This window comes from Corallincola platygyrae, assembly GCF_039544265.1.
Classification (GTDB): domain Bacteria; phylum Pseudomonadota; class Gammaproteobacteria; order Enterobacterales; family Neiellaceae; genus Corallincola; species Corallincola platygyrae.
On record NZ_BAABLI010000034.1, the window covers coordinates 1 to 25269 of the forward strand.

General features: G+C 48.9%; 22 protein-coding genes and 1 riboswitch. Of the genes, 12 read left to right on the forward strand and 10 right to left on the reverse strand.

Features of this window, described 5'->3' with window-relative positions:
• Nucleotides 1-384: 384 nt before the first annotated feature.
• Both ABEA14_RS18480 and ABEA14_RS18485 read left to right on the forward strand, forming a co-directional pair.
• Entirely contained in the window at nt 385-636 is a 252-nt protein-coding gene (locus tag ABEA14_RS18480) for an NUDIX hydrolase (protein ID WP_345342198.1), read from the forward strand.
• A gap of 272 nt (nt 637-908) precedes the next feature.
• Nucleotides 909-2330 carry a mannose-1-phosphate guanylyltransferase/mannose-6-phosphate isomerase gene (locus ABEA14_RS18485; RefSeq protein WP_345342200.1) on the forward strand — a complete coding sequence of 474 codons (1422 nt, stop codon included), beginning with the start codon at nt 909-911 and terminating at the stop codon, nt 2328-2330.
• A 110-nt stretch (nt 2331-2440) separates the two neighbouring features.
• On the opposite strand, the gene ABEA14_RS18490 is transcribed toward ABEA14_RS18485, so the two are convergent.
• Complete coding sequence (locus tag ABEA14_RS18490; RefSeq protein ID WP_345342202.1) at nt 2441-3937, reverse strand: capsule assembly Wzi family protein; 1497 nt, start codon at nt 3935-3937, stop codon at nt 2441-2443.
• Between the two features lie 162 nt (nt 3938-4099).
• Here ABEA14_RS18490 and ABEA14_RS18495 point away from each other — a divergent pair, with 162 nt between their 5' ends.
• From ABEA14_RS18495 to hemH, 6 genes are all read left to right on the forward strand, one after another.
• Nucleotides 4100-4909 carry an HDOD domain-containing protein gene (locus ABEA14_RS18495; protein WP_345342204.1) on the forward strand — a complete coding sequence of 270 codons (810 nt, stop codon included), beginning with the start codon at nt 4100-4102 and terminating at the stop codon, nt 4907-4909.
• Nucleotides 4910-5127: 218 nt separating this feature from the next.
• Nucleotides 5128-6552: a phosphomannomutase gene (locus tag ABEA14_RS18500; RefSeq protein ID WP_345342206.1), complete on the forward strand. Its 1425-nt coding sequence runs from the start codon at nt 5128-5130 to the stop codon at nt 6550-6552.
• Nucleotides 6553-6623: 71 nt separating this feature from the next.
• On the forward strand, nt 6624-7790 hold the full coding sequence (locus ABEA14_RS18505; protein ID WP_345342208.1) for a nucleotide sugar dehydrogenase: 1167 nt from the start codon (nt 6624-6626) through the stop codon (nt 7788-7790).
• Between the two features lie 202 nt (nt 7791-7992).
• A complete protein-coding gene (gene htpG / locus ABEA14_RS18510; RefSeq protein WP_345342210.1) occupies nt 7993-9906 on the forward strand; it encodes a molecular chaperone HtpG in 1914 nt (637 codons plus the stop codon).
• A gap of 189 nt (nt 9907-10095) precedes the next feature.
• Nucleotides 10096-10740 (forward strand): adenylate kinase, encoded by a 645-nt coding sequence (adk, locus tag ABEA14_RS18515; RefSeq protein WP_345342212.1) that lies wholly within the window; start codon nt 10096-10098, stop codon nt 10738-10740.
• Between the two features lie 487 nt (nt 10741-11227).
• A complete protein-coding gene (gene hemH, locus ABEA14_RS18520; protein ID WP_345342214.1) occupies nt 11228-12226 on the forward strand; it encodes a ferrochelatase in 999 nt (332 codons plus the stop codon).
• A 67-nt stretch (nt 12227-12293) separates the two neighbouring features.
• On the opposite strand, the gene ABEA14_RS18525 is transcribed toward hemH, so the two are convergent.
• The 3 genes from ABEA14_RS18525 to ABEA14_RS18535 form a co-directional block, all read right to left on the reverse strand.
• Nucleotides 12294-13085, reverse strand: coding sequence for a sugar nucleotide-binding protein (locus ABEA14_RS18525; RefSeq protein WP_345342216.1), 792 nt, complete (start codon nt 13083-13085; stop codon nt 12294-12296).
• A gap of 18 nt (nt 13086-13103) precedes the next feature.
• Nucleotides 13104-13304, reverse strand: coding sequence for a hypothetical protein (locus ABEA14_RS18530; RefSeq protein ID WP_345342218.1), 201 nt, complete (start codon nt 13302-13304; stop codon nt 13104-13106).
• Between the two features lie 82 nt (nt 13305-13386).
• On the reverse strand, nt 13387-14091 hold the full coding sequence (locus ABEA14_RS18535; protein ID WP_345342220.1) for an SDR family oxidoreductase: 705 nt from the start codon (nt 14089-14091) through the stop codon (nt 13387-13389).
• A 143-nt stretch (nt 14092-14234) separates the two neighbouring features.
• Here ABEA14_RS18535 and ABEA14_RS18540 point away from each other — a divergent pair, with 143 nt between their 5' ends.
• Entirely contained in the window at nt 14235-14660 is a 426-nt protein-coding gene (locus ABEA14_RS18540) for a helix-turn-helix domain-containing protein (protein ID WP_345342222.1), read from the forward strand.
• A 60-nt stretch (nt 14661-14720) separates the two neighbouring features.
• Here ABEA14_RS18540 and ABEA14_RS18545 read toward each other — a convergent pair whose 3' ends face one another.
• Nucleotides 14721-15494 carry a DUF481 domain-containing protein gene (locus ABEA14_RS18545; protein WP_345342224.1) on the reverse strand — a complete coding sequence of 258 codons (774 nt, stop codon included), beginning with the start codon at nt 15492-15494 and terminating at the stop codon, nt 14721-14723.
• A 190-nt stretch (nt 15495-15684) separates the two neighbouring features.
• Between ABEA14_RS18545 and ABEA14_RS18550 the strand changes: the two genes are divergently transcribed.
• Nucleotides 15685-16284: an FMN-dependent NADH-azoreductase gene (locus tag ABEA14_RS18550; protein WP_345342226.1), complete on the forward strand. Its 600-nt coding sequence runs from the start codon at nt 15685-15687 to the stop codon at nt 16282-16284.
• A 78-nt stretch (nt 16285-16362) separates the two neighbouring features.
• Here ABEA14_RS18550 and asnB read toward each other — a convergent pair whose 3' ends face one another.
• The 3 genes from asnB to ABEA14_RS18565 all read right to left on the reverse strand — a co-directional run bounded on the left by asnB (nt 16363) and on the right by ABEA14_RS18565 (nt 20937).
• Nucleotides 16363-18027 carry an asparagine synthase B gene (asnB, locus tag ABEA14_RS18555; RefSeq protein ID WP_345342228.1) on the reverse strand — a complete coding sequence of 555 codons (1665 nt, stop codon included), beginning with the start codon at nt 18025-18027 and terminating at the stop codon, nt 16363-16365.
• Between the two features lie 242 nt (nt 18028-18269).
• A complete protein-coding gene (gene cysK, locus ABEA14_RS18560; protein ID WP_345342230.1) occupies nt 18270-19235 on the reverse strand; it encodes a cysteine synthase A in 966 nt (321 codons plus the stop codon).
• A 193-nt stretch (nt 19236-19428) separates the two neighbouring features.
• A complete protein-coding gene (locus ABEA14_RS18565) occupies nt 19429-20937 on the reverse strand; it encodes a hypothetical protein (protein ID WP_345342232.1) in 1509 nt (502 codons plus the stop codon).
• A gap of 471 nt (nt 20938-21408) precedes the next feature.
• Nucleotides 21409-21491: riboswitch (cyclic di-GMP riboswitch) on the reverse strand.
• A gap of 199 nt (nt 21492-21690) precedes the next feature.
• On the opposite strand from ABEA14_RS18565, the gene ABEA14_RS18570 reads away from it, so the two are divergent.
• The gene (locus ABEA14_RS18570; protein WP_345342234.1) at nt 21691-22449 is read left to right on the forward strand and encodes a sulfite exporter TauE/SafE family protein; all 759 of its coding nucleotides are present in this window, start codon (nt 21691-21693) and stop codon (nt 22447-22449) included.
• 130 nt (nt 22450-22579) lie between these two features.
• On the opposite strand, the gene purT is transcribed toward ABEA14_RS18570, so the two are convergent.
• Entirely contained in the window at nt 22580-23758 is a 1179-nt protein-coding gene (gene purT / locus ABEA14_RS18575; RefSeq protein ID WP_345342236.1) for a formate-dependent phosphoribosylglycinamide formyltransferase, read from the reverse strand.
• Between the two features lie 202 nt (nt 23759-23960).
• On the opposite strand from purT, the gene ABEA14_RS18580 reads away from it, so the two are divergent.
• Nucleotides 23961-24329, forward strand: a complete 369-nt coding sequence (locus ABEA14_RS18580; RefSeq protein WP_345342238.1) for a diacylglycerol kinase — start codon at nt 23961-23963, stop codon at nt 24327-24329.
• A gap of 75 nt (nt 24330-24404) precedes the next feature.
• On the opposite strand, the gene cysZ is transcribed toward ABEA14_RS18580, so the two are convergent.
• A complete protein-coding gene (gene cysZ / locus ABEA14_RS18585) occupies nt 24405-25166 on the reverse strand; it encodes a sulfate transporter CysZ (RefSeq protein ID WP_345342240.1) in 762 nt (253 codons plus the stop codon).
• Nucleotides 25167-25269 lie beyond the last annotated feature (103 nt).

The window sequence follows — 25269 nt, forward strand, 5'->3', positions numbered from 1 at the left end:
CCGAATGGCGTTGCTCAACCTTTGAAAAGGTGTAACCCATGTTGCCGGTTTAAAGTGTTACCTATGTTCCGGTTGCACATTATGCATCATTGCGTTTAGAGCTTGCTCTTCACGTACATCAAAACATCTACCGGCTTTTTGGCGCTAGCGAGTTTTCGCCCAAGTGATAAGCCATCTTTTCTATTGCCGTACCGCGATAACCATATCTTTGTATTTCGTTAATACAGCCGCTTATGAACACTTCCACACCCAGCAACTGCCACTGCAACATATATACCAACTCGTGGAAATGCAGCTTGATACTGTTCTTGTATTACATTAGGACCTAGTAGGTATTGTTTAGGTCGTTTTCACTGCAGGCACATAGACGAAAGCTTGTATTCCATGGATTTCGGTACCGATGTCGACTGCACCATTCGTGAGTTAGTTGAGACCGTAGCCAAGGTGAACCAAATACCCCTACAATCGTTGGACATTGTAAAAGCTTCTGTGACCGATACTCAGAAGGTGTTCATCGACTTGGTATTACGTGCGCCGGATGGCCTCATACTGCCGGGCAAACGAGCCGGTCGTCCGCCCATAAATTGGTGGTATGTGCCTGGTGGGCGTATCGTCAAGGATGAAGGAGTTGAATAGGCATTTGTTTGTTTACTGGATGTTGAGCTCGATGTGAACGTCGCCGGAGATTCCAGTAGTGATGCAGGATGCGCAGCACAGTGATTACCGTTGGCATTCTGAGTCAGAGATATTGAATAGTGATGTTGTTCATAAGCACAGTCGTTTATAAGTGAAGCCGGTAAGCAAGCTGATGTTCTGCTATTGCTGTAGATAGTGTGATAGTCCCACCAGCTAAAATAGACAACACAGAAAAAAATTGATTAAACGTTCTTAGTTCTTGGAAATTAAACATGTTAGTACCTGTGATTATGGCCGGCGGCTCCGGCACCCGGCTTTGGCCCTTGAGCCGTGCTCTTTACCCAAAGCAGTTTCTGCCGTTGACCGGAAGCTGCACCATGCTGCAGGAAACCATCAGCCGCTTAGGGCAGCTAAATACGGCGGAGCCTGTGACCATCTGTAACGAAGAGCACCGCTTTATCGTTGCTGAGCAGCTGCGCACGCTCGATAACTTGGGCACCATCGTACTTGAGCCCCTGGGGCGTAATACAGCACCTGCTATTGCGCTGGCCGCAAATATTACTGCACACCGAAATGGGGATGCTGACCTCCTGTTGCTAGTGCTCGCCGCCGACCATGTTATTCAGGATGAGGCGGCATTTACCGCTGCCGTCGAAAAGGCTATTCCACTGGCGGAGCAGGGTAAGCTTGTCACCTTTGGCATTGTGCCGAAGTCAGCCCATACCGGGTATGGTTACATCAAGCGCGGCGATAACGTAGATGCGGGTTATAATGTGAGCCAGTTTGTAGAGAAGCCTGATGCTGGCACCGCCCAGCAGTACCTCGACAGTGGCAAATATTATTGGAACAGTGGCATGTTCCTGTTCAAAGCCAGCCGTTACTTAGACGAGCTGAAAACTCACCGTCCGGATATCGCAGGGGCCTGTGAAGCATCACTCAAGCACACAGAAAAAGATTTGGATTTTGTCCGCGTAGATAAAGCCGAATTTCTCAAGTGCCCGGAAGACTCAATCGACTATGCCGTGATGGAAAAAACATCTGATGCGGTTGTGGTGCCGTTAGACGCTGGCTGGAATGATATCGGCTCTTGGTCTGCGCTGTGGGAAGTGGACGAAAAAGACGAAAATGGTAACGCCAGTCGCGGTGATGTGATTCTGTATGACAGCAAAAACTGTCTGGTTCATGGCTCAAGTGAACAAGAGGGACAGCGCCTGATTGCCACCGTGGGCTTGGAAGATATTGTGATTGTCGATACCAAAGACGCTGTATTGGTCGCCCACAAAGACAAAGTGCAGGACGTCAAGAAAATCGTTGAGCAACTAAAGGACGACGGTCGTAGTGAGTTCCAAATACACCGCGAAGTCTACCGTCCGTGGGGTAAATATGACTCGGTCGATAACGGCGAGCGCTATCAGGTGAAACGCATTACCGTTAAACCCGGCGCCAAGCTTAGTGTGCAGATGCATCACCATCGAGCAGAGCACTGGATTGTGGTCTCCGGCACCGCTAAAGTGACCAACGGTGATAAGACCTTCTTGGTTACTGAAAACGAATCAACGTACATCCCTGTGGGCGTAGTACATGCACTGGAGAATCCTGGCAAAGTACCATTGGAGCTGATTGAGGTTCAATCAGGTTCATATCTGGGGGAAGATGATATTGTTCGCTTTGAAGATTTGTACGGGCGAAGTTAGATAAAAGCCCGTCTCAGTGTTGGAATTGATAATTGCTGCCTTGTACCAATAATAAACCTCTCTGCTGAGAGGTTTATTATTGGGGGCATATTTATTAATTTGATGTTTATTTAAAAAACAAACTCATACTTCGCCCAGCCATTCCACCTGCCATCTGAATCTTCACCAGCATTGTCAAAAGATGAATGGGTGTAGTCCATCCCGAGCTCTAGACGTCCATTAAAGAAGGGCAATAGATAGCTCACATCAATCTGCTTCGCTTGTTCTGCGATTGGCGCAACGGTATTTCCGCCAGGGGCATTTTTGTTCGAATTATCAAAGTTCAGGTCTAAGTAACGAAGGTTAGTTTTCCACTGGTGACCATTTAGGCGAGTGCCAACGAAACCTAGAGTGTAAGTTTTTGCATCGTTGTCATAAGTACTGCCGATACTTCTTTTCCAATAGCGGTATCCGCTTTGATATAGGTGATGCTCGTACGCACAGTTGTATCCTGAGCCGCACTCTGCGCCTGTGTCTGTGTATTCAAAGAATGTTCGGATCTGTTGTTTGCCAATGTGGTAAGTGACGTCTACTCCACCAAGGTAGCTTTTGGCTGAAAATGGCGGAAACTTGCTTGGGCTAAAATTATCTTCTCCCATGGTTTCACCATATATACCATATGGAATCCCCCAAGCTGTATCACCCCATCGAAAATCGATAGCTGCCAACTGGTTGCCAGGTTGTTCCTCTGTACTACCCTCTGAGCCAACCGCATTATCATCACCTGCGAGCATGTCTCCCCATGTACTAAGCCCACAATCTCTATCGTCGCCACAAAGTTGAGCTGAGCGTGATACACCTAGTTCCAATTGAGGGAGAGGTTTGATTGTCGCTCTAAAAGTCCAGAGCAACGCATCTTCAACATGGCGGTCGTCATCATTTAGCCAACCTACACCCGTGCTAAGTGTCCAGGGGCCAAGCCACTCGAGGACTGGTAGATCAAATGCTTCTGCCTGATTACGGCTTACCATCATTGTAGGGATAGGACGAGCGTTGGTGCTCATGGTTAGAGCTGTATCCCATCCCGGACCCCACCACTGATCAATAACACCGCCTGTAAAAGCCCAATTGCCAAGCACTATGCTGAAATAAGATCCGTCCAGTCGGACGTCTTCATCGTCTTGAGAGTGATAGGCGTAGGTCGCCTTTACTTTGTAGGCAACACGATTCCCCATACCTTCATGGCTGATGGAGGCTTCGCCCTTTTCTCTGAGAGGAGAGCCGAAGTGTTGAAAGCGTGCTGTATTTGTTGCTGCTCCGGCTGAAAACTTGGTTACGCCGCGCTTATCATTCTGTTGTGTGAAGGCATGACGAACGCGGTGTATGGCCAGGCGGATAGCTTCTTGCTCACTGGAAATTGATGCCTTTTCCAAATCCTGAATAATCCCACTCCACATCAACGGGAATGTGTTTACCGGCACTGTGATGATTCCGGCGTCTGCAAGCATTTGAATATCAGCGCGCAGGTGAATATCGTCAGGTGATACCCAAGGCGCTGCATTGGCTGCGGATAGGCATGCACCAGCTAAAATGACTGAAGCTGCCTGACGTCTAAACAGTTTTTTCATGAAGAAAGTGCTCAAGGAGACGGTTCCGTGTCGCTTATATCTTATGAGCATATTGTCGCGCGAAATGCTGATAATGAAAAGCGTGGGCTGGGTCGCTTGGCATGTTTTTTAGTGACAGGCAAAATAGGGCGCTCTACCGCCTAGGACGTATGAGAGGCCAGTTTGCCATTACAAAAGTTCGCTGGGGCGATGAATGCCCTGTTTAAATCAGAGCAACACCTCTTGGCTCTGCCTGAGCAGGTTGTTGCGGTCAGGCGCTTGTGTGTCAATCCTAAGTCAGATATCTACGACGTTGAATCCGTTGTACTGAAAGATCCTGCATTCAGTGGATATCTTTTAAAGTTAGCGAATAGCGCGTTATATGGTACCGGCAAACAGACTTGTCACCAGATAGCTGATGCGATCCGTCGTATCGGTATCCACGCCGTTGGTGAGTTGGCGATGATTTATGCGGCTAAGCAGTTACATGATGCCCGCTGCGTTGATGCGAATATTGCAGAGAGAATGCGAATGAATTGGCAGCAAAGTTGGAATCTGGGGCAGGTTGCGACTGAGCTGTACTGGCAGCATCGTCACCGTGAACCAGCAAAGTGTAGAAAGTTGGATGCTTCTGACATTTTGACCGCGGCGATTATGTCTGGTGTAGGTACGCTCGCGGTGTTGACTGCAGCAGATCAGGTTGTGGCTCGCAGTGCTAATGATGTGCCAGATGCTGGCGAACAGCGCTTGGGCATGTCGACGATCGATGAGTTGCTTGGCCTTAGTGACAAGTATTTGCAGATTACGTTGAAACGTTGGGGCATGGCTGATGATTACGCCAAAGCGCTTCTACAGCCACCATCAGAGCAGTGCGATTTTCACTTTTCTCACTATTTGTGGGCGGCACGGCTGTCTACTTCTCCGACCTCAGCTGTTGGCCAGTGTGAACAGGTTAAAAGTGCGCTTAAGCATCATGGTGTGCTGGCGGCTTGATATCCCTAATCGAAAAACATCAGATGCTAGTTGTTTTCGAGCGGCTTGATGTTGCGCCTATCAAATCTTGCTGCAGCGCTTACGTTTAAGACGCGAGCGGGCCTGCCTTTTCGAGGCCTGCTTACAACCCTTCTTCATAAATTTTCTGTTTTATGTGGTCTCTGTAACATTTTTTCGGAATAATGTGACTCATTGACAGGGAAATCAGAGAGATTTTTATGTTTTGTAGTTCTAAAGTCATCGCCACGAGTGGTGTTGCATTTGGCACCAGTGGTGCTCGTGGTCTGGTAACGGACTTTACCCCAGATGTTTGTGCGGCGTTCACCCACGCTTTCGCTACAGTCATGAAAGGTTCGTTTGAGTTCGATCGGCTTGCGCTCGCTATAGACAACCGCCCGAGTAGTTATGATATGGCCATGGCGTGCGCTAGGGCTCTTGAGCAACTAGGTATAGAGCCTGTTTATTATGGTGTGGTTCCGACTCCTGCGCTTGCCTATGTGGCAATGGAAGATCGAATACCCTGCATTATGGTGACAGGCAGTCACATTCCGTTTGATCGCAACGGCCTCAAGTTTTACCGCCCAGATGGCGAAATATCCAAGCAGGATGAAAGCGACATATTAGCGGCCGATGTGGAGTTTGCTGCGATTTCTGAGATTCCATCGTTGTCTGCGGATGTCTCTGCAGGCGTACGGTACGTTAAGCGTTATCAGTCTCTTTTTGATGGGCAATGGTTACAAGGCCGCAAAATAGGTGTTTACGAACACTCAAGCGCTGGCCGAGATCTCTACGCAACACTGTTTGAGGAACTTGGTGCCGAGGTTGTTGCGTTGGAGCGTAGCAATGAGTTTGTACCTATCGATACTGAGGCAGTATCAGATGCTGACCGTGAGAAGGCGAGAGGCTGGGTTGAGCAATACGGCTTTGATTCCATTTTCTCTACTGATGGCGATGGCGATCGCCCACTGATTTCGGACGAAAAGGGAGAGTGGTTGCGTGGTGACATACTGGGATTATTGTGTGCCGACGCCCTCAATGTTAAAGCGCTGGCAGTTCCAGTTAGTTGTAATACCGCAATAGAAAAATCTGAACGATTTGCCAAAGTCGCTCGAACCAAGATTGGCTCACCCTATGTCATCGCTGCGTTTCCTGAGCTTAGCGAGCAGTTTTCTTCCGTAGCTGGCTTTGAAGCTAACGGTGGTTTCTTGCTTGGTTCGGATATGTATGTCGATGGGCACGAACTTAAAGCGCTGCCAACGCGAGATGCCCTATTGCCAGCATTAATGTTATTGGCAGCATCAAGAAGTACGCCGATTTCGAGTTTGGTTGAAGCATTGCCGCAGCGTTTTACTCACTCAGATCGTATTAAAGAGTTTGCAACAGAAAAAAGTCAGCAGATTTTGGCTGAGGGAGCCGAGGCGCCACAGTCGCTGATTGAAAAACTGGGTATTACAGAGGTGAGTGTTACATCAGTTGATATCACAGATGGTCTCAGAATGACGCTTTCAAATGGCTGTATTGTGCACTTAAGACCTTCCGGGAATGCGCCGGAGCTGCGCTGTTACGCTGAGGCGGATACCTTCGAGCAAGCAAGAAGTTACGTCGACCAGTCGCTGAAAATGGTTCGTAAGCTTGCAGGCTAAATCTAATTAGAGAAATGACCGTGGCGCCACGGACTTTGGCGCCTATGTTAGGACTACAGGGTAGAAAGATCATGAAAATTGCTGTTGCCGGTACTGGCTATGTGGGTTTGTCTAATGCTGTGCTGCTCGCACAACACAATGAAGTGGTGGCAGTAGACTTGGTTGAAGAGAAGGTGAACCTGATTAATGACCAGCGTTCGCCCATTGTTGATGCTGAGATCGAAGAGTTTCTGGCCAATAAAACGCTGAACCTTAAAGCGACGTTGAGCAAAGAAGAGGCTTATCAAGGCGCAGAGTATGTAGTGATCGCTACGCCTACCGATTACGACCCTGTATCGAACTACTTCAACACTAAATCTGTGGAAGCAGTGATCCAGGATGTCAAAGCAATTAACCCTGAAGCGGTGATGGTAATCAAGTCGACAGTACCTGTTGGTTTCACTGCGGACGTTAAAGTACGCCTTGAAACTGAGAATGTCATCTTCTCGCCTGAGTTCCTGCGTGAGGGCCGAGCGCTATACGACAACCTGCACCCATCTCGTATTATCGTTGGTGAGCAGTCTGCTCGAGCAGAGAAGTTTGCGGAACTGCTTAAGCAGGGCGCAATTAAAGAAGATATTCCAACGCTGTTTACTGACTCTACTGAGGCAGAAGCCGTTAAGCTGTTCTCCAATACCTACCTTGCGATGCGTGTTGCTTACTTCAATGAGTTGGATTCTTACTGTGAAGCCCACGGTATGGACAGTCGTCAGATCATCGAAGGGGTTGGACTGGACCCACGAATTGGTAACCATTACAACAACCCTTCATTTGGCTACGGTGGTTACTGCTTGCCGAAAGATACCAAGCAGTTGCTGGCAAACTATGAAAACGTACCAAACAGCATCATCAAAGCGATTGTGGATGCCAACCGCACACGTAAAGACTTCGTTGCAGATTCTATCGTTGCTAAGCAGCCGAAGCGTGTAGGTGTATATCGCCTGATTATGAAAGCTGGCTCTGATAACTTCCGTGCCTCTTCGATTCAGGGAATCATGAAGCGTATTAAGGCTAAAGGTATCGAAGTTGTGGTTTACGAACCAGTGCTGAAAGAAGACGATTTCTTTAACTCGAAAGTGATCAAAGATCTGGAAGAGTTTAAAGCGTCTTGCGACGTGATTGTTGCCAACCGTATGGTGGACGATATCCGCGACGTGGCTGAGAAAGTGTACACACGAGATCTGTTCGGTAGCGACTAATCAACACCGGCCAGGTTTATAAAAGCCCGCTAATTAGCGGGTTTTTTTATGTCTGATTCAGATCAGCCCATAACTAACTTTGTGAGCAAGGATTGTGCAATTGGTTGTGAATTTACCCTCTGTCTCTTGAAATCGAAATCGCCAGCCCCAAATTCCTTCTCATATCGTATTTGTGTTAACCCTGTTGAGAAGAAAGTCAGATATGGCACATCAAGAAACTCACGGTTTCCAGACCGAAGTAAAACAGCTGCTTCAGCTGATGATCCACAGCCTTTACAGCAACAAAGAGATCTTCCTGCGTGAGCTTGTTTCGAACGCGTCCGATGCGGCAGACAAGCTGCGCTTTAAAGCGCTGAGCAACGCAGACCTCTATGAGAAAGAGGGCGATCTGCGCGTTCGCATCAGTGCAGACAAAGATGCCCGTACTGTCAGCATTATCGATAATGGCATCGGTATGACCCGTGACGAAGTTGTTGAGCATCTGGGCACTATTGCCAAGTCAGGCACGGCAGACTTCTTTAAGCAGCTTTCTGGCGACCAAGCTTCAGATTCACAATTGATCGGCCAGTTTGGTGTTGGTTTCTACTCTGCATTTATCGTTGCCGACAAGGTTACAGTTAAGACCCGCGCAGCAGGTGAAACATCCGATCGCGGTGTTCAATGGCAATCAGAAGGCGAGGGCAGTTTCACCGTCGAAGATATCGACCGCCCAGAGCGCGGCACAGAGATCATTCTTCACCTGCGTGAAGGCGAAGATGAGTATCTGGATAGCTGGAAGTTGCGCTCTATCGTAAGCAAATACTCAGATCATATCAGCGTACCGGTTCAGTTCTGGAAAGATGAAGTACCCGAAAGCGAAGGGCCGGATGGCGAGAAGATTGAAGCTCAGCCGGGTGAGTGGGAACAAGTTAACCGTGCCACTGCGCTCTGGACTCGCAATAAGAGCGAGGTTAAAGAGGAAGAGTATCAGGAGTTCTATAAACATATCTCCCATGACTTCCAAGAGCCGCTGCTGTGGTCTCACAATCGTGTTGAAGGTAAGCACGATTACACTAGCTTGCTGTATATCCCAGCCAAGGCTCCTTGGGATCTGGGCCACCGCGAAACGAAGCATGGCTTGAAACTGTACGTTCAGCGCGTGTTCATTATGGACGACGCTGAGCAGTTTATGCCGACTTACCTGCGCTTCGTAAAAGGTGTGCTGGATTCAAACGATCTGCCTTTGAACGTAAGCCGCGAGATCCTGCAGGACAATGCGGTAACGGATGCGATGCGCAAAGCCTGTACTAAGAAAGTACTGGATATGCTGAGTCGTTTGGCTAAAAACGATGATGAGAAATATCAGAGCTTTTGGGGCGAGTTTGGTAATACGCTGAAGGAAGGCCCTGCTGAGGATTTTGCCAACAAAGAGAAAGTGGCTGGTCTGTTGCGTTTCGCATCGACTCATAACGATAGCAGTGTCGACAACGTCTCTTTGGACGCCTATGTCGAGCGAATGAAAGAGGGGCAGGACAAGATCTACTACATCGTTGCAGACAGTTATGCTGCAGCAAAGAGCAGTCCACACCTAGAAGTGTTTGAAAAGAAAGGCGTTGAAGTCCTGTTGATGCATGAGCGCATCGATGAATGGCTGATGAGCCATCTGACCGACTACAAAGAGAAGCAGTTCCAGTCTGTGACTCGTGGTGAGCTCGATCTGGGCGAGCTGGACAACGAAGATGAGAAAAAAGCGCAGGAAGAGGAAGCCAAGCAATATGAAGGATTGGTTGAGCGTGTGAAAGGTGCATTGGGCGAGAAGGTAAAAGATGTTCGTATTACCCACCGCCTGACGAACTCACCAGCTTGTATCGTTGCCGATGAGCACGATATGTCCAGTCAGATGATTAAGCTGATGCAGGCGGCTGGGCAGCCTGTGCCAGAAGTTAAAGCCATCTTTGAACTGAACCCAAGCCACGATATCGTTAAATTCGTGGATAATATGCAGGATGAGGAAGCGTTCGGAGAGTGGGCTCAGCTGCTGCTGGAGCAAGCAACACTGGCAGAGCGAGGCAGCCTGGAAGATCCTGCGGCATTCGTTAACCGTTTGAATACCATGTTGTTAAAAGCGGCTCAGTAAGTTCTCACGTTGGACTATGATTTGAAACGGGGAGCTTGCTCCCCGTTTTTTGAATTTCCATTGATCTGAATGAATTGCTTTAACTTGTTTTAACAACATTGGCTGTTAGAATTGCCGGTTCATAATCGATCGATTATTCGACTTTAATTCTGCTGAGGCGCATGTCTCACGCAAGAGGAAACAAAGCAAATGCGTATTATTCTGCTAGGCGCTCCTGGTGCAGGTAAAGGCACCCAAGCGCAGTTCATCATGAACAAGTATGGCATCCCTCAAATCTCTACCGGTGACATGCTACGTGCCGCAATCAAGGCCGGTACGCCACTGGGCCTGGAAGCAAAGAAAGTGATGGATGCGGGTCAACTGGTCTCAGATGAACTGATCATTGGCTTGGTTAAAGAGCGTATTGCGCAGGACGATTGTGCGAAAGGTTTCCTGTTGGATGGCTTCCCGCGCACTATTCCACAGGCTGACGCGATGGCTGAAAGCGGTATCGACGTAGACTGTGTGATTGAGTTTGATGTGCCAGACGACGTGATTGTTGACCGTATGGGCGGTCGTCGAGTGCATCCTGGTTCCGGCCGTGTATATCACGTAGTTTACAATCCACCTAAAGTGGAAGGTAAGGACGATGAGACCGGTGATGACCTGGTTATCCGCCCTGATGACGAAGAAAGCACAGTGCGCAAGCGGCTGGGTATCTACCACGAACAGACTGCACCACTGATCGCTTACTACGGCAAAGTTGCAGAAGCGGGTAATACCAAATATCTGAAAATCAACGGTACTAAAGCCGTTGAAGCCATCAGCGCAGAATTGGCTGAGCAACTCGGCTAAGGTTAACTCGGTTAATCGAGATTTGTTTAGAAGCCCACCAATTGGTGGGCTTTTTATGTTCAGGACGAACGGTATGCCGCGGGTACATGGATGTACGGGAGCGGCGATGTTCAGGACGAACGGTCGAAAATTGCTCCATGCATTTTCGACATTTCCGCCATCCATGGCGGTCGTACACCCACAGCGCTTCGCGGGGTGAGCTTTGCCGCGGGTACATGGTACCCAAAACACTTCGTGGGGCATGCAAATGTACTGGAGCGGCGATACCCACTGCGCTTCGCGGGGCACGCTGTGTTCAGGGCGAACGACATACCTTCTTACCGAATCTATTTCTCTTTAGCTCAGTCGCTTTTGCTATCGCATTGCCAGGCGGCTATTGACTTCTCTTGGATAAAGATTGAGCAGTTGATTTTGACTTAACGCTACTGGTTGATCTGATTAAGAATTTGCTGCGTAATGATGGCTCAAGCTTGGATCTGGAGTCTTCATGGAGTTAAAACACGCGGCTGAAAATTACGGTGTGCTATTGGTGAATCTAGGAACGCCAGATGCACCGACAACGCCAGCTGTCAGAAGTTACCTTAACCAGTTTCTCTCTGATCCTCGAGTGGTCGATGTGCCGAAGTGGCTATGGCAATGCATCCTTAAAGGTGCCATCTTACCTTTTCGGTCTCCTCGCGCCGCTAAAGCATACCAATCGATATGGTGGTATGAAGGCTCTCCACTCCGAGTTATCAGTGAAAAGCAGCAAAAAGCGCTGACAAATGCGCTTTTGTTTGGCACTGGGCATAAGCTCCAGGTTGAGCTAGCTATGACTTACGGCAATCCGTCGATTCCCGGCGCACTTCAGCGTTTGTTTGATGCTGGAGTTAATAAAGTCGTGGTGCTGCCGCTGTTCCCACAATACTCCTGCAGTACCACCGCCGCTGTATTTGATGGCATTGCAGATGCTCTGAAAAAACAACGCTTGATCCCCGAACTACGCTCTATCCATCACTACCATGACCACCCGGCGTTCATTAGCGCAATGGTGGGCAAGGTGAGGGCGCACTGGCAAGCCAATGGGAAGGGGGAACACTTGCTTATGAGCTTTCACGGCATACCACAACGTTATGCAGATGAAGGCGATCCATATGAGCGCCATTGCCATGAAACGGCCATAGCGATTGCTGGGGCATTGGGGCTCTCAGACTCTGAATGGACCATTAGTTTTCAGAGTCGAGTCGGTCGTGAACAATGGCTAATGCCATACACGGATGAGACTTTGAAAGGTATGCCAGCAAAAGGCATTAAAAATCTAGATGTTATCTGTCCTGCATTCTCGGTTGATTGCCTCGAAACTCTGGAAGAGATTAAAGAAGAGAATTGCGAATACTTTGAAGAAGCGGGTGGCGAACAGTATCGCTACATAGATTGTTTGAACGACAGTCCCTGCCATATTCAGATGATGGTGACCTTGGTTAAAGAGCAGTTGGTAGGCTGGTAACGGCGATTGTTGGGAGCGCTTGGTTAAACCCTCGCTCGTACGCGAGGGTTTATATTCTGGAAACTACTTAAAGGCTTTTCAGCAAAGGGAAGCGTTCACTGAGGGAGGGCACAGGTAACCTAGGGTCCTGCATCCTTTGATCGAATACGAAATCCTGATTAGCGACCACATTCCATTTCATATCATGTTTGGCATTAATCGCCCTGACTACGTCAAAGAAGGTCCATTGGCGGTTGCTATCCAGCATATAGGTGCCTGCGGGTAAGTCATATGCTTGTGCCAGGCCTGCAACTGTATCCTTGATAGCCGAGCAGGCGGGGTACCAACGCTCACTGGCCGAAACTGTCCCGTTTCCTTGTTTAGCCTGCTGGCATAGGTTTTCCAGCATATTATTCCCGCCGGGCGTTTCGTCGATTTGCCAACCCAGTCGAACGATCTTTGCTGTGGGTAGCTTAGCGCGCACGCCTTCCTCCGCTCGCATTTTTTCAAAGCCATAGCCTTCAGGAGCGTCGGGTACTGAGTTGGGGGTGAAAGGTCCAATGGCGAAATCGGAAAACACCATGGCAGTACTGGTAAAGATCAATTCAATGTTCAGCTCGCGGCATAGATCCGCTAACTGTAATGGCCAATCATGATTTATTCGCCAGCCTTCGTTATCCATACCAGTGCTGGTGGACGCGATTGCCAGGTGAAAAATTGCATCAGGCTTAATTCGTTGCAGAAACTGATAACTTTGGTCCCAGTTATTGACCTCAACGGCATGGCGATCCCATGGCAATACCTGCCAACCTAAGTTACGTAGGTGGCTGCACAGGTGCTTGCCAAGGGTGCCGTTGGCGCCAGTCACTATCGCTTTCATAACTCTCCGCTATCTCGCTCAAGCGGCAGAGGCGATCTCCGCGATAGAGCGAATGTAGTTAACATCAAATGGGCAGTCTATGTCGTGGCGCTGACAAATGCCATCGGCTTCGGTCGCTAAAGTTAACACTTCCTGCCAATTTGGCTCCGTCTGCTGACAGTGCTCTGCAACCGCGTTAGCGATTTCTTGTAATCGCTTTGAATCGTTTTGATTACTCATCATATACTCCTGCGTCAAAAGTTCGGCGAAAATGCCTGACAGCAGGAGTGCTGCATTTAACGTGCCAGCTTGTGATGTTGGATTAGAAGCCGTATAGCCCGATATTCTCCAGGAATACTCGTCGTGGCTGTTTGAGCACGTAAATCACTGCCTCGGCCATATCTTCTACCTGCAACCAGCCTTGCATCTGGTCAGCTGCATTTGCTGGTTTTGGTACCTGTACCAAGCCAGGGCAAAGGCTATGCACTTTGATACCATGCTCTCTTACTTCTTCTTGCAGTGCTGCGGCAAAACCCACAACAGCAAATTTGGCCGCGCAGTAAGGCCCCGCGTTAGCGTAGCCATTTTTGGCTGCTTGTGAAGCAACATTAACGATATGGCCAGACTTTTGTTCCCTTAATGTTGGTAGTACAGCTTGTGTCATCAAGAAGGTACCCTTGGCACAGGTATCCATGACCAGGTCCCAGTTTTCTTCCGGGCAAGATTCGATACTATCTTGAACGCCCAAGCCACTATTATTAATAAGTCCGTCGATTCGGTCAAAGTGGTTGAGGGCCTGTGTTGCGACATTTTCAACCTCTGCTTTAACTCGAACATCTGCTGCAACGGCAATGGCTTTGCCGGGACCTATTTCAGACAGACGTTGAGCTTCTTGCTCAAGAAGCTCTATGCGACGAGAGCTAAGCACGACATTGACGCCTTGAGCTACCAAGGCTTCCGCTATGCCCAAGCCGATTCCACTTGCGCCACCAGTGATAATGATTGTGCGTCCAATAAGAGAGTCCATATCTTTGCTCCAGTAAGGTTTTAATCGCATTTTCGTCCAACTAGTGCTATTTTCAAGCCTGTGGTGCGAGCTTTTTCGAACTTTGGTTCGAGGGTTGGTTTAAATAGCTACGGCAGTCACCTGGCAGCGAGAGAGGTTTGAGAATGAGCGAAGAGAATGGTTTTGCGACTAGATTAAGAGAGTTGATGGGTGAGCAAAGCGTCAGCGCTTTCGCACGAAAAGTCGAACTAAGTGAAAGCTTGATCCGCAAATACCTTAAAGGCTCGGAACCTAGCTTGGCCAAAGCGAACCAAATAGCCTTGAAGGCCAATGTTTCACTCGAGTGGTTGGCGACCGGGTGCGGCTACCAGTACCGCAAAGCCGAAGTGGTAGATATGGAAGCGCTGGAAAAGGCGATGAAGCTGACCACAGATCTTGCTGAGCAGAACGAGTTAAACCTGACGAATGAAAAGCTAATGAAAGTGATCGTCGCCACGTATCAATATCTGAGAGCGACAAAGAAGAAAGACGGTTACTTCGACCTAAATGAAGCGACGCCATTTGTACATTACGTGATGGGGCTATGTTAAGCCTATTGCAAATCAAAACGCCTCCATCTGGAGGCGTTTTGATACTAATAGCGGTCGCGCTTAGTTAAAGGCGTAACTTAGCTTTACGCCGTACTCAACGTTGGTGCTGTCAGCTTCATCGAAAGGTTCTGAATCGTACTCAACTTCTGCTTCCACATGCAGGGCTAAATCTTCGGTAATACCGAACTTGATACCGCCATTACCGGTGGCTCTGATGTCTCCCAAGTCATCTAACACTGGTTGGAAATAGAGTCGACCATAGAGGCTGAAGGGGAACTCGCCGTTTCTATCCCATACCCATTTGCCGTAGAAGTTACCACGCCAGTTTGTGTCTTCTTCGCCAGTGCTCTCCGCTTCTTCCTCTTCCAGGAAGCCACCTGCGCCAAAACTGGTGTGGAGCTTGCCGTTTTCAGTTTCATCTTCGAAACGCCAGCGAACACCGGTACCTGCGAGCTTGCGGCTGGAAAGGTCGTCAAACTCGTCATACTGATACTGAGCGAATAGCTCCCAGTCCAACATAGGTCGGAAGAAGTTGTTTTCGATCCAGCGACCATGGACAAAAAGATCGTCTTCATCTTTTTTGTCATTGGTCTCGGCGTAGTTATAGTCGGTAAGCAACAAGGCGGTTCGCTCGCCTTTTACGTTACGAAGCAGGAAGTTAACATTGTATTCCTGCTCATCCTTACTGCCGGATTTGCCTTTCAAACCCAGGCCGACGTTACCGCTCCAGCCATCTTCTGGGTTGGCTTTGGTATCGATGGGTACAATGGCTGCGGCTTGGAATGAAGCGCCAGCCAGCAAAGAAGTCAGTGCTATACGTCCGAGTTTGGTCATAGGTCGGGTTCCCTTCAGGTTTCTCAGGCTACATTTTTGCAGCATCTTAAACATCTGTGCAAACAATGAAAGCCGAAGTCACATTTTTTCTAAAACATTCTAAAAATTAGAATGAAATGGCTGTTTTATTGCGATTTTAATTTGGTATTTAGTTTGGATAATAGGTCCTATCTCAATTGGAGGACGTGACATGAAAAAGCTACTGGTGGTAAAGAGCAGTATTCTTGCAGATAACAGCCAATCTTCTCGCTTGGCAGATCTTTACGCTGAAGCATGGTTAAAGGCCAATTTAGATGGTGAAGTATCCGTTCGGGATCTAGGGGCAGAGCCTATCCCACACTTAGATGGCAATACCTTAGGCGCTTGGGCCACACCTGCAGAGGAGCAGACAGCAGAACAACGTGAGTTGGCTCAGCGCAGTGACCTATTAATTGAAGAAGTTATGTCAGCTGACGTGATTGTGATTGGCATGCCCATGTACAACTTTGGTGTGCCATCCAGCTTCAAAGCGTGGATAGACCATATTGCCCGTGCAGGAGTGACATTCAGATACACTGAAAACGGTCCCGAGGGCTTGGTCAAAAACACACGAGCAGTGGTTGCTGCGGCAAGAGGGGGCATGTATCAGGGAACGCCAAAAGACACCCAAACAGTTTACCTGCGAGACGTACTTGGCTTCTTAGGGATTTCAGATGTCGAATTTGCTTATGCGGAGGGTTTAGCGATGGGGGAAGAGGGCGCTAAAATCGCGATAGAGGCAGCTGAGCGACGTTTGAATGAGTTGGTGTAACCTCTGTGTATCAGAATTAAAAAAGGCAGCCATTTGGCTGCCTTTTTACTACTCAATCTTTTGCATAGATGCAGAAAGCTAGTAGGCGTCGTTATGAACACCCACGGAACGACCAGATGGGTCGTTTAGGTTTTGGAAGCTCTCATCCCACTTCAGCGCCTCAGGTGTTGAACACGCAACTGACTTACCGTGTGGTACCGTACGCAGCACGCTTTCGTTGTTTCCGAAGTGCTCTTCAAAGATCTCGCGATACATGATCGCTTCTTTACTGTCCGGCGTGTGGATCGGGAAGCGATACTCAACATTTTCAAGCTGCTGGTCTGAGATCTCTTCGTCTGCGATCTCTTTCAATGTATCGATCCATGAATAACCTACACCATCAGAGAACTGCTCTTTCTGGCGCCAAGCGACAGACTCTGGCAGGTAGTGAGCGAAACACTCGCGCAATACTTGCTTTTCAATCTTATCGCCAGGACACATTTTATCTTCAGGGTTGATGCGCATCGCCACATCCATGAACTCTTTGTCCAGGAAAGGTACGCGAGCTTCAACACCCCAAGCCGCCATGGCTTTGTTGGCGCGCAGGCAATCAAACAGGTTTAGTTTTTCCAGCTTACGCAGCAGTTCTTCATGGAATTCCTGCGCGTTAGGTGCTTTGTGGAAATAGAGGTAACCACCGAAGATCTCATCAGCACCTTCCCCTGACAATACCATTTTGATACCCATGGCCTTAATTTTACGGGCCATCAGGTACATCGGGGTAGACGCACGAATGGTCGTTACGTCGTAGGTTTCCAGGTGATAAATAACATCACGTACAGCATCAAGGCCTTCCTGTACCGTGAAGTGTATCTCGTGGTGCTGAGTACCGATATGCTTGGCGACTTCCTGTGCTGCTTTCAGATCCGGTGAGCCTTTCAAGCCTACCGCAAATGAGTGCAGACGAGGCCACCACGCCTGCGTAGTTTCGTCATCCTCGACACGGCGTGCAGCGTATTTGTTGGCAATAGCAGATACAACTGAAGAATCCAAACCACCCGACAGCAGCACGCCATAAGGTACGTCAGACATCAGTTGACGCTTAACCGACGCTTCTAATGCAGCACGCAACTCTTCTCGGCTGGTTTCATTGTCTCGAACTTCAGCATAACTCTGCCAGTCACGCTTGTAGTAAGGGCGGATTTCACCGTCTTCGCTGCTCAGGTAGTGCCCAGGGGGGAAGGTCTGAACCTTATTACACACTGGCGTGAGGGCTTTTAATTCTGACGCAACATAGAAGTTGCCGTGCTCATCCCAACCGATGTAAAGCGGGATAATACCGATGTGGTCGCGGGCGATCAGATAACTGTTCTTTTCAGCGTCATAAAGCGCAAACGCGAACATACCGTTCAAATCATCAATAAAGTCGATGCCTTTTTCTTTATACAGAGCGAGGATAACTTCACAGTCAGACTTGGTTTGAAACTGAAAATCGACATTCAGGTTCGCTTCCAGCTCTTTATGGTTGTAGATCTCACCATTTACCGCTAGAGCGTGTGTTTGTTCCGGGTTGAGAAGTGGCTGAGCGCCAGTATTAACGTCAACAATAGCCAGACGTTCGTGCGCCAAAATCGCATTATCATTTGCGTAGATGCCGGACCAGTCAGGGCCACGGTGGCGCATCAGCTTAGAAAGCTGAAGTGCCTGTTTACGCAACTCTGCCGGGTCGGTTTTAATGTCTAAAATACCAAAAATCGAACACATACCGTTCCCTGTCTCCTGAATACGTCTCTGATGGGCGTGATATCGACAGTAACATACTGTCCATCCATCAAGTAAGGGTTTTAGCACTGTGCCAGTTTAAGGCTAAAAAGCAAGTAAAAAGTCACTTTTACCGCATAAATATGTAGTTTTTATGCAGTGGCGAAGAGTAAAGGGAATAAAACAAAAAAACAGGGGGAGAGATTAAGTGAGTCCCGAATGGGACCCACTTAGCAGGCCATAGCTTACTGCACATTCTCTGCATCAGTAAACATGCCTTGGAACAATACGCTAGACAGGTAACGTTCACCAGAGCTTGGCAGGATAACAACGATGTTCTTATCTTTGAACTCGTCAGATTCTGCCAGGCGCTTCGCTGCGATTACTGCAGCACCAGAACTGATACCCGCCAGGATACCTTCTTCTTCCATCAGGCGGCGTGCCATCTCAACGGCGTCAGCACTGTTAACCTGCTCAACGCGGTCAACCATTTCCAGATCCAGGTTGCCAGGAATGAAGCCTGCACCGATGCCCTGGATTTTGTGAGGACCAGGAGTCAGATCTTCACCCGCTTTTGCTTGGGTGATGACTGGCGACTCTGTCGGTTCAACAGCAACTGAAACGACATCTTTGCCTTTTTCCAGTTTCAGGTAACGGCTAACACCAGTGATGGTACCGCCAGTACCCACACCCGCGACAAATACGTCTACTTCGCCGTCAGTATCTTCCCAGATCTCTGGGCCAGTGGTCTTCACATGGATCTCTGGGTTTGCTGGGTTATCAAACTGCTGGAGCAGAATGTACTTAGAAGGATCTGAATCGCGGATCTCTTCTGCTTTAGCGACCGCACCTTTCATACCTTTGGCACCGTCAGTCAGAACAACATTGGCACCCAAAGCTTTGAGCAGCTTACGACGCTCAAGGCTCATGGTGTTAGGCATGGTCAGAGTTAGCTTATAGCCACGGGCTGCAGCTACGAACGCCAATGCAATACCTGTGTTACCAGAGGTAGGCTCTACCAGCTCTTTATCTTTTGTCAGGTCGCCACGCTGTTCGGCGTCCCAGATCATGTTGGCACCGATACGGCACTTTACGCTGAAGCTTGGGTTGCGAGCTTCAACTTTAGCGAAAACATTACCGCCGGTAACGCGGTTTAGCTTGACCAGCGGTGTACGACCGATGGTTTGTGAATTATCTTCAAAGACTTTCATTTTGGTTCGTCCCTTGAGTTCCGACGTTAATGGTGTAGTTCACTGACAAGCATACTCAACCAAACTAAATAATATAAAGTTATATTTTGTTATATCGTTATCGCATAAGCGAATAGAAACCATTCCCGGCAACTTGTTTGAAATAATTCTTTAATATTTCGTTAAATCATAAGCTTGTTAAAAAACGTACAGACTAGCGCAGTACGTAGGCGATCATCACTGCAGCCGCCGTAGTGAATATCACCACTTCAAGTGCCGTTACGATAAGAGAACTTTTAGATACAGGCTCATCTGCATAAAGCTCTTTTTCTGAGAATTCAGGTTTATTGATTTTTTTATCGCTTTCAAAGGGCTGTTCCAGTCGAGCTGCAATGGCTGGGGAAGGAGCGTCGAGCTCTTTGGACTCAGCAACAGCCTCTTTAGCCGCTTCAGCTTGATCTGATTCACTCTCTTTTTCAGTTGTCGTTGTTTGGCTGGCCGACGTTTTTTCGGTTTTGTCGTCAGCAGAGCCGTCAGCTGCAATATCGGACTTCGAACTGATTTGGTCTGCAAGGTGGCTGGCCCCCTCAGAGGGAAGAACCTGGCTTCTTTGGGTTAGTTGGATCTCATCCTCCATACCGTCCTGGTTATGGGGGATCTCAGGGCTCTTACTGACCTCCGGCTGGGCGTTGCTTGAGTCTATAATTGCCCGGTGTTCAGAATTCTTCGCCTGACCGTCCTCACTTGTTTGTGATTCTGCGACTGCCTCTGGTTGTTCTTCACTTTTGGGGTCCGGTTTATCCGTCTCTTTACCCGACTCAGGTTTTGTCGTTGCAGCCTTGGTAGTATCAGAGATCGCCTTACTGGTCTTACTCTTTGCACTGGTTTCAGCTGGTGCAGCCGTTTCAACAGACGGGACTGATTCTTCTTTGTCCGCTTTGCTGAATGCAGCTTGTTGCTTCTTTTTGCTCGGGGGAGCCTCTTTCTTTGCTGCAGTAGGCTGAGGCTGCTCATTGAGCACGGTATGGAGTAGGGCAATTAACTCGTTGATTGCTGATTGCGATTTTTCCCTATCGAAGACGGTAAACCTGGCTAACTGAGGAAGTCTGATAAGTGCACGACTGGGACTTCCTTCTGGCAGCCGGTAGACCTTGGCACTGACATTTCCCCAGTTCAGCTTGATTGTGTCGGGCTTGGCCTGTTTTATCTGCCCATTAGTCAGTAGTTGATAGAGCACCTGGGACGAGTAGTCATCAATGCAGATAACCAGCTTGGCCTCCAGCTCAGGTAGTAGTTTTTGCCATAAGTCTTGAGCAAATTGCTTGGAATCGTCCGCGGCCTGAAGCTTCTCGATACTCTCTGCCCGAAACGGGATCAGGTGAGCGGTTAAACTTCTTTGCAGTAATGCATCACCAGAGCAGTAAAACAGCCGGGAGAACTGCCGGAACATCGCCTGAACTTGCTTTTGCAATGGCGCTCGGCCAACGGCATGGTTACCCCATTGTTCGGTGGCGAAGATGCTGCCTTGCTCCGCACTGGCAGAGTAGGTCTGTTCACAGTGGTATTCGGTCAGCGGTAATAGGGTGAAGAAGCCAATATCAACCTTGGGGTGAAAGGTGTTTTTTGGTGAGGTAAGAAACTGCCAACCTAACTTGTGGCCAAGCGTGTCATGGGCCTGTTTGATCTGATGACAGGCCGATTCATACGCTTCCGCTGTTGGCATGTTAACTCCGTAACCTTTCTAACGAGATAAAACGGCAAGATTAATATGAGTTTAGAGTGAGGAAAAGGGGATAGGTAGCAATGTTAGAGATATGCAGATAAAACAAGGCGCCGGTCAGGTCAGTGACCGGCGCAAATAAGCGTCGGGAGAACGCATGGTAGGAAGTAGGCCTCCGTGCCTTTCTACATCGCGTAGGGGCGGGTAACCCCCGCATGCGCCGATGCGTGTCCAAGCCGCCTTGCGGCAAAAGTGTCATGTTGGTTGGTCGTCAGACCAATGTCATCCCAAATAATCGCCAAAGCCCGGCGTCAGCCAGCTATGACCAGCACTATCATCAGTGCGGATAGAGCGGCGAGATTTTGAAAGCAAAGCATTGTGTATCTCCTTTTAACTCAATTTGTGAGCCTAGGGTCGGGTTAGTCACACGATGCTGAAAAGTGATTTGGCGTTGACCAGAGTTGCTCAACGTCTACCGGCGGCCCCGCTATCTTAGGCTTCCCCTTAGACCGGTGGCTTTGCGTCCCAACCTTTCGATTGGTTTGCCTTTATCAGCATGTGTAAAATTATTTGACATTTATTTGTTAATCGCAAGTTAAAATATGATGAATTTGTACATTTTGTGATCGGGATGGTTGCGGGGATCACTGTACGTGGAGAAGTCGGTCCAGTGGTATTCCGCAGTTTCAGTTGACCAGATATCGGCTACCCGGCTAAGGTCTTGTTTTCTTTCCCGTATCCACATTTGCAGAAGCCATGCTAGAGCAAGCCGTCCTGTTTGTTGTCTCCTTTATTGCCAATACGTTTTCTGCGTTCTCAGGTGGTGGCGCTGGCTTGCTCCAGTTCCCTTTACTGATTTTTCTCGGGCTGCCTTTTGCCATTGCATTAGCTACCCACAAAATAGCCAGTGTGGCGTTAGGTGTCGGCGCTATGTTGCGGCATGCCCGTGAGCGCACATTAACGCTTAGATTGTCTGTTGAGATGCTCGCATTTGGTGTACCCGGAGTACTCCTAGGCGCGAGGGTGATTCTGGATGTACCGGAGCGGATAGCTCAGACGGCGTTGGGAATATTAACCATTGGCCTGGGCATCTATTCGGCAACTAAAAAGCAACTGGGGGTTGAGTTAGCGCTCAGGACAACCAGTGCAACCACGACGCTGGTCGGTGGCACGGGATTATTTATGATTGGTGTGCTCAATGGCTCGCTGACATCCGGTACAGGTCTATTTGTTACTCTCTGGCTCGTGCTTTGGTATGGCCTGGATTACAAACGCGCGGTTGCTTTTACGCTGGTCTGGGTTGGTGTGGTATGGAATGGCTCAGGCGCAGTTGTGCTCGGCGTCTTGGGGGAAGTGCAATGGAACTGGTTACCGGCATTGCTGGCAGGCTCGCTGCTGGGAGGTTACGCAGGTGCGCATCTGGCTATTGCCAAAGGCAGTGCCTGGATCAAGCGTGCATTTGAAGTTGTAACGATTCTTGCGGGGCTGGCGTTGCTGGCGAAAGTGTTTTTTTAGTTCGCAGTCGCGCCAGTTTTCTTTAGCCTTTTTCTTCTGTTGCGATAGTGCTTTGTGCCGTTGCAGCGCATTAACTAAAAAAGCCCAAGCGACCTAGTCAGCTTGGGCTTTCTGTTTTAACAAGCCTAGGTTATCCGAGTTCGACACCGATCTTGCTGATAACGTCCAGTGCACGCTGCTTAGCCTGCTCTGTACTCTCACCTCTGGCCAGAGCGACGCCCATACGGCGTTTATTGGTCAATTCAGGCTTACCAAACAGGCGTAGTTGCGATGTTGGCACTGTCAGCGCGTCCGCTATGCCGGTGAAGACCACATCGTTTGAGTTGCCTTCTGGCAGCAATACAGCAGAAGCGCTGGGTCCGTTGTGGGTGATCTCACCGATCGGAAGCCCAAGTATCGCTCGTACATGCAAGGCAAATTCAGATAAGTCCTGAGAAATGAGCGTCACCATGCCTGTGTCATGTGGGCGCGGGGACACTTCGCTGAACAATACCTCGTCCCCTTTGATAAACAGTTCAACGCCATATAAGCCAAAACCACCTAAGGCACGAACGACTTTTTCTGATACTTCTTTCGCCGCGGCCAACGCTTGTTCAGACATGGCTTGTGGTTGCCAGCTTTCGCGGTAATCTCCATCTTCCTGCCGATGACCAATAGGATCGCAAAAGTGAACGCCGTCAGTGGCAAACACTGTCAGCTGCGTGATCTCGTAATCGAAATCGACAAAGCCCTCAACAATGACACGGCCACCACCAGCACGACCGCCTTCCTGGGCGTACTGCCAGGCTGACTCGATATCAGCTTCGCTGCGAATAACACTTTGCCCTTTCCCCGATGAACTCATAATCGGTTTGATGACGCAGGGCGTGCCAACCTGATCAACACCCGCCTTGAGCTGCTCCAGGGTATCGGCAAATTGGTAAGGCGATGTTGGAATAGACAGCTCTTCAGCTGCCAGACGACGAATACCTTCGCGATTCATGGTCAGCTGCGTGGTGCGGGCGTTTGGTACAACTTTTATCCCTTCCTGCTCCAGCGCAACCAGGGTGTCTGTGGCGATCGCTTCAATTTCAGGAATGATAAAGTCGGGTGCTTCCTTGGCCACAATCTCTCGAAGTGCTTCGCCATCAAGCATATCGATAACATAACTGCGGTGAGCGACCTGCATGGCGGGAGCGTGTGGGTATCTGTCTGTCGCGATCGTTTCAACGCCCAGGCGCTGCAATTCGATGACGACCTCTTTACCCAACTCTCCACTACCCAGCAACAATGCTTTGGTTGCTTTAGACGCGCCTGGCGTACCAATCATTCACATTTCCTTAGATCTGATAAATCAGTGAAAAAAGCCGCGCACATTATAGTCTCAGCACAAGTGCATGTGTTGACTAGGCGCACTTTATTCTTCGGCAAGTTCTTCTCCTGCATTATTTGACTGCATGGTGGCAAACTTGAGATTGGCTATATACACTCATCCGCTTCAACTAAACGTTCGGCGTTTAAGAGGATTGTGGGTGAATCAGGTCAAAGGATTTAGACGAATCGTCAATGCGACCCGTTATTCCTGGCAAGGATTGAGAGCCGCCTGGATAGGGGAGGAGGCTTTCCGCCAAGAATTGATTTTGGTTCTGGTGATGTTGCCGTTGGCAGTGTGGTTGGGAACTGATGCGGTTGAGCGCGGATTGTTGATTGGTAGCGTATTGCTGGTGCTGATTGTTGAGCTGCTAAACTCTGCAGTTGAGGCGGTTACCGACAGAGTCGGCATGGAGCGCCATGAATTGAGCGGTAAAGCAAAAGATATGGGCTCAGCAGCCGTGATGATTTCACTGATCAATGTCGCTGCAATATGGGGCATGATTGCCGCAGAGCGATTTCTGTTATAGCCATTTATCGCGCGGGCTATTGCTCTGCACAAATAAAAAAGCCGCAATATGCGGCTTTTTTGTTAATGATAAAAATTAACGGCTTGCCAGCGCTTTGTCCCGATATTGCTCTACCCACATAGCAGTTGCGCCACAGACAGCAACCGGCATTACTACCAGGTTTAGAATTGGAACCATAGTAAACAGCGTAACGATGGCGCCAAAGCTCAAACTCGCACCCTTTTGCTCTGCGAGTTGTGCGCGCATCTGCTCAAATGAGATCTTGTGATTATCAAAAGGGTAGTCCGCATACTGGATCTTCATCATCCAGGCCGTGAATAGGAACCACACCACTGGGGCAAGGGTTTGTCCAATAACTGGCACCAGAAACAGGAGTAAACAGGCGATGGCCCTTGGCAGATAATAGAGAAGTTTGCGCCATTCCCGCTTAAAGATCCTTGGTAAATCTTTAACCATATCCATCATGCCGCCTGTATCAAACGGCCGGTCGCTGAGCATCAGCTCCACTTTTTCTGCCAGTAACCCGTTGAAGGGGGCGGCGATCCAGTTTGCGACCGTACTGAAGATATAGGAAAACACCAGTAAGGTGGTTAACACCAGCAGTGGCCAGAGTAAGTAGTTAAGCCAGCTGAGCCAGTCAGGCAGATAACCGTTAACCCAACCAATAAGCTCTTCGATTTGCAAAAACAGGTAATAAAAGGCACCGCTGAAAAGCAGTAGGTTGACTGCCAGCGGCAAAATAACGAATTTTCGCAGTCCTGGCGTTTTTATCAGATCAAAGCCACGAAAAAAGTAACTGGCACCGCTATGGCCTTGTTGTACGAGCTGTTGAGACATTCTATTCGATTCCTTTTAATCTCATTGGCACCAGTATAGAGAGAGCTGTCTCTCAGTAAAATGCCGGTGTTGTTACAAACTTTAAAACAATCTGATAGAGTCG